The organism is Mesorhizobium ciceri WSM4083 (assembly GCF_000519305.1).
Lineage (GTDB): Bacteria > Pseudomonadota > Alphaproteobacteria > Rhizobiales > Rhizobiaceae > Mesorhizobium > Mesorhizobium ciceri_B.
This window is the reverse complement of the sequence record NZ_JAFG01000022.1, coordinates 24,356-32,298: the sequence shown is the minus strand read 5'-3', so window position 1 is coordinate 32,298 and position 7,943 is coordinate 24,356. Positions and strand designations below refer to the sequence as shown.

Below are 7,943 nucleotides of genomic sequence, written 5' to 3'. Positions count from 1 at the left end.
GGACCGGCGGCCTGCCGATCATTGCGCTGATCTCGCCCGGCGCCGAGAACCAGCACCTCAATCTCCTGAAGGCAGGCATCGACGAGAGCTTTGTGCGGCCGATCGCTCCGGCCAAGCTGCTCGACTGGCTACGCACCAAGCTGGCGCTGCCAAAGCCTGGTGCCAACGGGGCTGAAAACGGCCANTGGCTCTCGTGTGGCGGCCTTGAGATGAGGCTCGATGCCCACCGGGTTCGCGGCAATGGCCACGAAATCCACCTTGGACCGATCGAGTTCAACGTGCTGCGGTTGTTGCTCGAGACGCCGGGCAGGGTCTTCAAGCGCGACGAGCTGATTGGCGCCGCCTGGCCGGCCAACATCCATGTCGGTCCCCGCACCGTCGACGTCCATATCAGCCGGCTCAGAAAAGCGCTGCAGGCGGCCTCGTCCACCTTCGTCATTCGCACGATCAGGTCGGCCGGCTACTCGCTCGAATGGCCGGACGACTGAAGAGCCAACCGATGGAGTGTCACCACCCCGTCTCAGTCGTGCCGAGGGCAAGCCTTGCGGCTTTAAAAGCGCGCCCAAAGGTACGACTCACTCAGAAAGAACAGGCAGATGGCATTCAAAAGCGTACTCAGTGTGACGGGAGTCGGCCACTGCGATGAGGATGTCAAAACAGCTGCCGGCTTGTGTGGCGAGGTCCGCGCGCATCTTTCCGTGCTGGTGATGTCGCGACAGCCAATCGGTGCCGGCATCCCTATGTTAGTTGAACGTGAAAGGGACATTGCTGGACTGGAGAGGCGATTCAGGCAAATCGACAGATTTTCCCACGACATGGCCAGACTGGAAAAACGGTATAGCGAAATCAAAAAACTGCTGAGAGCGACGTCGCTTTGCTATGGCATCGAAACCGATCATTGCGATCCGGTCAGCGTCGGCGAAATCGTGCGACAGCGGGCGCTATGCAACGATCTCACGATCGTCGGACCGACCCTACTCTACGACGAGGACCTCGGGCCTCCTGTTATCAACGGCTGCTTGTTCGATACCGGAAAGCCGGTGCTGGTTGTGCCGAAGGGCGCCGAGGCGACCCTGTCGCCGCGGCGCGTGCTGGTAGGCTGGGATTCGCGAGCCGAGGCGTCGCGTGCGGTCCGGGAAGCTCTGGATCTCTTATCCGGTGCTGAGGAAGTCTGTGTCGCCCTGGTCGATCCGAAGGCGAACTACAACGGCAATGGCTCAAAGCCCGGAGCCGACATTGCTGCCTATCTTACTCGGCACGGTGCTCATGTGTCGGTTGATCTGTTGCGGAGCGGTGGCAAACCGGCGGCCACGGTGCTTGCGCAGCACGCCATCGATACCTGTGCCGACATGATCGTCATGGGCGCTTATGGCAGCCGTCGGTTGCGTGAGCGCATCTTCGGCCGCGCGACGAGATGGATCGTTGCGAAGCCGACTTTGCCGCTGTTCTTGGCCCGCTGATAGGTTCCGGACCTCGCCTCGCAGCGATTCAGTCAAACCTTCTGCGCCAACCTGTTTGAGGACTCCGGTAAGGGTTTTGCGACGAGTGGAGCTTATCCTCGTGGCCCAGCCGGGTAATGTCCTGTGGACTTACCGGGTTTTCACAGGTAGCTCGGTTGCCGCGACTTCGTTTGGCTTTAAAAACGGGTGAGACGATGAGGAGTGAATCCTCGACCTCCACGCAGCCGGGCTCGGAAGACGGCGCTGAACACAGTTCTCCTGTGGCGTCATCCGACCCATCAAATGGATGGGCCAATTGAGGGATGCGGCAAATGCAGAATTGCGCTGCGGTCCGCCGCTCGTCCTAGTGGAGTCTTGGGTAGGGAGTGTGGCTGCGACGGACGTGTCAGATCGCTTCCGCCGCGATGGATGGTTGTAAGTTACAAAAACGAGTGAATGAATGGCATATAGTTCCCCTATGTTAAGGCGAGTTTTACAATAATGTAACAACTAATAACCTAGGAAATGTTTCTGATTGCTACCCCTGTATGCCATAGTGCCAACAAGTATTGAACCTGTTGGTAGTGCTTACATCGTCCATCGCCGCGGACGGTAGGGGCGGGCCAACGACACAGAAGCTCGGCTTTCGCCTCGCTCAGTGCGAGCGGACTCCTACTGCAAAAGAACGTTGCCGTGTCAAAGCGATTATCGGTCGGAAAGGAATCCGAAGTGACCAGAGTCGAACACAAACCCGCTGACCCCGTCAGTTTCCTGGCGTTGGTTCCTGCCAAAGCCATCGATCATCCCGCGGCAGTCGCCAAGAAGGCGCAGGAGCAGTCGACAACAGCGCTCGTCAATTTTGCTGCGGCTGCCGAAGACAGCGGACGAATGCTCGACGCCATCGTCGAAAACACAAGCGCCAAGAACATAGAACTGTCGATGAAGACGCTTGCCGCATTGCGGGCCAACGCCGACGCAGAGTTCTCGCATCTGAAAGCGTTGTTGGGCGCGAAGTTGCCGTCCGAAGTTATCGAGCTGCAGTCGAGCTTCCTGCGCAAGCGCGTTGAGATGTGGGTGGAGCAGGGGCAGGGCGTTCCAGGCACTCACCACTAGAACGATGGCGCAAGCATTTACCGCCACGCCCTAGCAGCGGTCCTACTCGATCGAGGATGTCTTGGCAAAAACCCCTGACGGACTTCGGGCGGCCTGTTTCTCCGGAGACGGGACGCTGCCGGGTAGAAGTGCGCTCAGGCCGGTGGCATCGCTGACAATGAAGATGAGCTACCAAGTTTCGGATGCGTGCTGTTCACGGCTGGACGTTGGTCTTTGTGGGCAAATCCCTCGCGCGACGTCCTGCGGTTTGGCTTCCAAACGGTTGGAACTCCCCGGCGCGGCAACGAACCTGATCGGCGCTGCGACCGCCATCGCTGAAGCCACTGGGGCTGCAAGAGCGTAAATGAAGCCGGTTTTCAAGGAAGGTGATCATGTCAGATCTTGAGGCGTTGCAGAAAAACGTCCGCAGGCTCCAATCGCGCGCGGGAAACGCGAAGATGGCATTGCACGACCTTGCCGAAGACCTGCCCGTCAACTGGACTAAGATCAAGGCAGTTGCCGAAAAAACATTCGATGCTTTTGCCGAGTTGGATGCAGCCAAGACAGAGCTCGCTGCCTGGGAGTGCTCACAATGACGGCCGCCTCCGTCACACGCGATGGCTCCACATGGGAGCCGAAATATCTGACGGCTATAGACGGCAAGACCTGCATTGGCTGCGGCCGCTGTTTCAAGGTCTGCTCGCGCGAGGTCATGCATCTTTACGGCGTCGATGATGCGGGTGAAATCCTCGGCGCCTGCGACGGCGAGGACGACGATTTCGATGGCGAACTCAATCGCATGATCATGGTCGTCGACCATGCCGGGCGCTGTATTGGCTGCGGAGCCTGCGGCCGCGTCTGCCCAAAAAACTGCCAAAGCCATCTCGCGGCCGACCAGATCTCGGCATGAGCAGGACAATCGACGAGACAGATCAGGAGAACGCCGGTGCGCTTCACAACTTTTTGTCGGCTCCTGGGCCTGGCCCTATGCGGCAGCGCTGTCATTGTTTACGCCGCCTCGAATTCGATCCCTCTAGCAGTCGTCACGACGCTGGCCTGCTCGCTGCTGCTTCAGGTCTTTTACTTCGCAAGCGTGCTCTTTTTGGTCTGGCGGTCCAGCTGCGCTTCCGGAGCTGGACCGGGCGCCGAGCAGCTCGGCAGTTGCAGGCAAGCCGATGCCACCCGCCAGACCACCATAAGGCGACCAATGACTACCAATGAATGATGTGCCTCGAGTGCGTTCCGATGGGCGGTGTGCATTCCGCTCCGTCCCTGCGCACCGAGAGGCTTCAGAGCTAGGTTCGCGCCACTTTGGAATGACCAGGGACGATGCGGTGACCGTTCGGAACAGGTGCGCCAGAGGTGGGCAAAGGTGACAGCATGGGATCGTGCAATGGCGGCAGATGCAGCTGTTTGCATTCCATCATGTGATGGTGCCGCCGCAGCGCGCTCTCGTGCGGAGCTTCGACTCAATCACCAACGCGATGCTGACAATGATGATGATGAAGCCGTCCTGCCACGCACCAGAACGCGGGTGGCCTCAAAGAAGGACGCTTTTGACCAAGGTCGCAGCTGTCTGAGGCGCGATGGCCTCGTGCGGAGAAAACATGCTGAAAAAATTCGAACGCTATCCGCTTACCTTTGGGCCGACGCCCATCGAGAAGCTCGACCGGCTCAGCGAGCATCTGGGGGGCAAGGTGGAAATCTACGCCAAACGGGAGGACTGCAATTCGGGTCTCGCATTCGGCGGAAACAAGCTGCGCAAGCTCGAATACATCGTTCCCGACGCGATCGCCTTAGGTGCCGACACGCTCGTCACCGTCGGCGGCGTGCAGTCCAACCATACCCGCATGGTCGCCGCGGTCGCCGCCAAGATCGGCATGAAGTGTCTCCTGGTTCAGGAGAGCTGGGTGCCGCATGACGATATCGTCTACGACCGGGTCGGCAACATTCTGTTGAGCCGCATCATGGGAGCAGAAGTGCGCCTGGTCGACGAAAGCTTTGACATCGGCATCCGCCGCAGCTGGGAAAAAGCGCTCTATGAGGTCAAGGCAGCGGGCGGCAGGCCTTATCCGATACCAGCCGGAGCGTCTGTTCACCCGAATGGCGGCCTGGGCTATGTAGGCTTCGCCGAGGAGGTGCGCGCCCAGGAGAAACAGCTCGGGTTTGCGTTCGACCACATCGTCGTTTGCACGGTCACCGGCTCAACGCATGCCGGCATGCTCGTCGGCTTCGCTAAGGACGGTCGCCAGCGCAAGGTGATTGGTATCGATGCCTCCGCCACGCCGGCAAAGACCAAGGCGCAGGTGCTTGGCATCGCCCGGCACACGGCGATGCTCGTCGAGCTCGCAACGGAACTTCTCGAGGACGACGTGGTGTTGCTCGAGGACTATGCGCACCCGCGTTACGGCATTCCTTCGGAGCAAACCAAGGAGGCGATCCGGCTGTGCGCGCGGCTCGAGGGCATGATTACCGATCCCGTTTACGAGGGCAAATCGATGCAAGGCATGATCGACCTCGTCCAGAAAGGCTTCTTTCCAGACGGATCGAAGGTCCTCTACGCGCATCTCGGCGGCGCGCCCGCGATCAACGGCTACGCCTACGCCTTCCGTGATGGCTGACGCCTGACAGATCCGATGGGCTGTCCTGTCGTGCAGACCCGCTCGAAGCTCATGAACGTCGGCTCAGAAGTTCGAGGAAGCCGGCTGTTGACCGAGGCAAAGCTCGGGTCGTTCGCAAGGTCTTGGAGGGCAGTGTCAACAGCCAAAGAGCACCGTTGTGGTGTGTCGCCGGACCAGAGAAAGTGAAGTGATAAAGCATGATTTTGCCCGAATTGCGCTTTGCCGTCCCAGCCGGAAGAGTTCTGGAGATAACGACGACCACTGGATGCATCGTGGGATGCTCATATTGCCCGCAGGGCAAGTTCGCGGATCGGCAAAGGAAAGTATCTCATGCGAAGCATCTTAGCCTTGAGGATTTCAAGCGGTGTCTGGCCCGCGTACCAACTTCCGTCGCCATTGGTTTTTCGGGCTACGCCGAGCCTTGGCTCAATCCGCACTGCACCGAAATGGTCGAGCACGCTTTCGCCGCCGGCCATAGCATCAGGATCTTCACGACGCTTGTGGGAATGAACCTGCAGGATCTACGACGCTTGCAAGCACTGCGCTTGGAGGTGTTTGTGGTTCACGTCTTCGATAATGGCACCCACATGAACAGCCGCCTTGTCGGAGACAAGTATCGCGACTTGGTTCGTCAGCTCGTAGACGCGGACATCCCCTCGATTCAGTTCGTGGTTTTGGGCGAAGCCCATCCAGATGTCGTCGACATTATCCCAGCCGAAGCACTGATTCATGCACGGCCGGTGAGCAGCAGAGGTGGAAGCGTCGATCCTAAAATCGTTGAACCGCGGCAGCCAGTCGTTGGAGCCCTGACATGCGTGGACCAACGCCAGCATCGTAACGTTCTTCTTCCCAACGGGGATGTCACTTTGTGCTCCATGGATTTCGAACGCCGGCACGTGTTGGGCAATCTGCTACGCGACGAATATGCGGAGCTCTTTGACGGACCAGTTTTTTGCGAAATCGTCGACCGCATGAATGGAGCCGATGGTTTTCTGCTGTGTAGGATGTGCGAATTTGCCGATGCGAACGACCGCACCTGACTGGATGCCGGTAACGCCTGAAAAGGCCTGCAGCGAATGCGAAATCGCTTGGAGTGCAAGTAGCTGTGCACTCGAGCGAACATCGTGTTTCACGTCACGCGAGCGCGATCCCGTAGGCGCGGCAGTCGGCCTCCACCATTTCGGAGACGAGCTCATCGAAGGTGGTCTTCGGCTTCCAATCGAGCTTGGTTGCCGCCTTGGAGGCATCACCGATCAGCAGGTCAACCTCGGTCGGACGGAAATAGCGTTTGTCTATCCGGATGAGCGCCTGGTTGCTCATGCGGTCGCGGCCCACCTCGTCAACGCCTTCGCCCTCCCAAACGATCTCCTTGCCGCATCTCCTGAAGGCAGCCTCGACAAAGCTGCGGACCGTATGTGTCTCGCCGGTCGCGAGCACAAAATCGTCAGGCTCATGATGCTGCAGGATCCGCCACATGCCCTCGACATAGTCGCGCGCCGAGCCCCAGTCGCGCTTTGCCTCCAGATTACCGAGATACAGACACTCCTGTTTGCCGGCCATGATTGCAGCTACCGCACGCGTTACCTTGCGCGTGATGAAAGTTTCGCCGCGCGTCGGCCCTTCATGGTTGAACAGTATCCCGTTGCTTGCAAAGAGCCCGTATGCCTCGCGGTAGTTCACGGTGATCCAGTAGGCGTAGAGCTTCGCCACCCCATACGGCGAGCGTGGATAAAATGGGGTCGTCTCGTCCTGCGGGACGCCCTGGACCGAACCGAAGAGTTCGGAAGTGGAGGCCTGGTAGAACCGCGTTTTTTTCTCAAGTCGAAGAATGCGGATGGCTTCCAGCAGCCGCAATGTGCCCAGCGCGTCGGCATTGGCGGTATATTCCGGGGTCTCGAAGGAGACTTGCACGTGGCTTTGCGCAGCCAGATTGTAGATTTCGTCGGGCTGAGTTTCCTGCAGGAGGCGGATCAGGTTTGTCGCATCGGTCATATCCCCGTAATGCAGGACCATGTCGGAATGGTCCTCATGAGGGTCTTGATACAGGTGGTCGATGCGCTGGGTATTCCCGATCAGCGACGCGCGCCGCTTCAGGCCGTGCACCATGTAGCCCTTCGAAAGCAGCAGTTCGGCGAGCAGCGCGCCGTCCTGGCCGGTGATACCTGTTATGAATGCTGTACGCCGAGGTGAACTCATTTTGTATGATTCCAGTGGATGAAGTGCCGGGACAGGAACAGGCAACGACGCACGCGAACGACTTCCCTGGCCTCGTGCACGACGCTGACGCCGTCCTAGCTGGCATCTGCACCTGAATGACTCTAAAACGCATGCCCATTACGTGGAGTGTTATCTCGTCGGCATCACACCAAGGAGCAATTAGCTCCTTTTCCGCTAGCCGGAGACATCTCCCTGTAGAACAGCCTTTCGAAGCGGCGTCTTTTCATGTGAGTTACACTTCGTAAAATCGATTGTTTCGATGCGATGCATCCTCGGGATGGATGAGCTCTTACCGCTTGGATGGAGGGTTCAAGTCCCTGACCCAGATCAGTTCCGGGAGAGCCGCGCCACAAGGAGGTGGAAAGGGCTGCTTTTGTGCACCGCAGTTCGTAAAACAGGCTTGCTGGCGTGGCATGGATGTCGTCGCCTTCGGTCTCATCGGCCTGCATCACCAAGCCCACGCCAAGCTCAAGACGTTAGCCGAGCGTTCACACCGTTGGGCGGTCGCGCGCGAGATTGGATTGTACCAGCTGTCCGATTTCTGCTGGATTGCGGTGCCGGCGATCTCGATGCC

General features: G+C 58.9%; 9 protein-coding genes. 8 read left to right on the top strand and 1 reads right to left on the bottom strand.

Going from position 1 to position 7,943, the window contains the following annotated elements; genetic code table 11:
* Positions 1-209: 209 nt before the first annotated feature.
* The 8 genes from MESCI2_RS1000000139320 to MESCI2_RS1000000137360 all read left to right on the top strand — a co-directional run bounded on the left by MESCI2_RS1000000139320 (position 210) and on the right by MESCI2_RS1000000137360 (position 6,192).
* Entirely contained in the window at positions 210-488 is a 279-nt protein-coding gene (locus MESCI2_RS1000000139320) for a winged helix-turn-helix domain-containing protein (protein ID WP_430981683.1), read from the top strand.
* Positions 489-596: 108 nt separating this feature from the next.
* Positions 597-1,460 carry a universal stress protein gene (locus MESCI2_RS0124435; RefSeq protein ID WP_027038817.1) on the top strand — a complete coding sequence of 288 codons (864 nt, stop codon included), beginning with the start codon at positions 597-599 and terminating at the stop codon, positions 1,458-1,460.
* 708 nt (positions 1,461-2,168) lie between these two features.
* Entirely contained in the window at positions 2,169-2,552 is a 384-nt protein-coding gene (locus MESCI2_RS1000000138975) for a phasin family protein (protein ID WP_245270455.1), read from the top strand.
* A 371-nt stretch (positions 2,553-2,923) separates the two neighbouring features.
* Complete coding sequence (locus MESCI2_RS0124425) at positions 2,924-3,127, top strand: CCE_0567 family metalloprotein (protein ID WP_027038816.1); 204 nt, start codon at positions 2,924-2,926, stop codon at positions 3,125-3,127.
* On the top strand, positions 3,124-3,441 hold the full coding sequence (gene fdxB / locus MESCI2_RS0124420) for a ferredoxin III, nif-specific (protein WP_027038815.1): 318 nt from the start codon (positions 3,124-3,126) through the stop codon (positions 3,439-3,441). The genes MESCI2_RS0124425 and fdxB overlap by 4 nt, the downstream gene beginning before the upstream one ends.
* 36 nt (positions 3,442-3,477) lie before the next feature.
* Complete coding sequence (locus MESCI2_RS1000000137365; protein ID WP_081738886.1) at positions 3,478-3,756, top strand: exopolysaccharide production repressor protein; 279 nt, start codon at positions 3,478-3,480, stop codon at positions 3,754-3,756.
* Between the two features lie 382 nt (positions 3,757-4,138).
* On the top strand, positions 4,139-5,152 hold the full coding sequence (locus tag MESCI2_RS0124405) for a 1-aminocyclopropane-1-carboxylate deaminase (protein ID WP_027038814.1): 1,014 nt from the start codon (positions 4,139-4,141) through the stop codon (positions 5,150-5,152).
* A gap of 197 nt (positions 5,153-5,349) precedes the next feature.
* Positions 5,350-6,192 (top strand): radical SAM/SPASM domain-containing protein, encoded by an 843-nt coding sequence (locus MESCI2_RS1000000137360; RefSeq protein WP_081738885.1) that lies wholly within the window; start codon positions 5,350-5,352, stop codon positions 6,190-6,192.
* Positions 6,193-6,286: 94 nt separating this feature from the next.
* Here the strand turns inward: MESCI2_RS1000000137360 and gmd are convergent, their stop codons facing one another.
* Complete coding sequence (gene gmd, locus MESCI2_RS0124385; protein ID WP_027038811.1) at positions 6,287-7,348, bottom strand: GDP-mannose 4,6-dehydratase; 1,062 nt, start codon at positions 7,346-7,348, stop codon at positions 6,287-6,289.
* Positions 7,349-7,943: the final 595 nt, after the last annotated feature.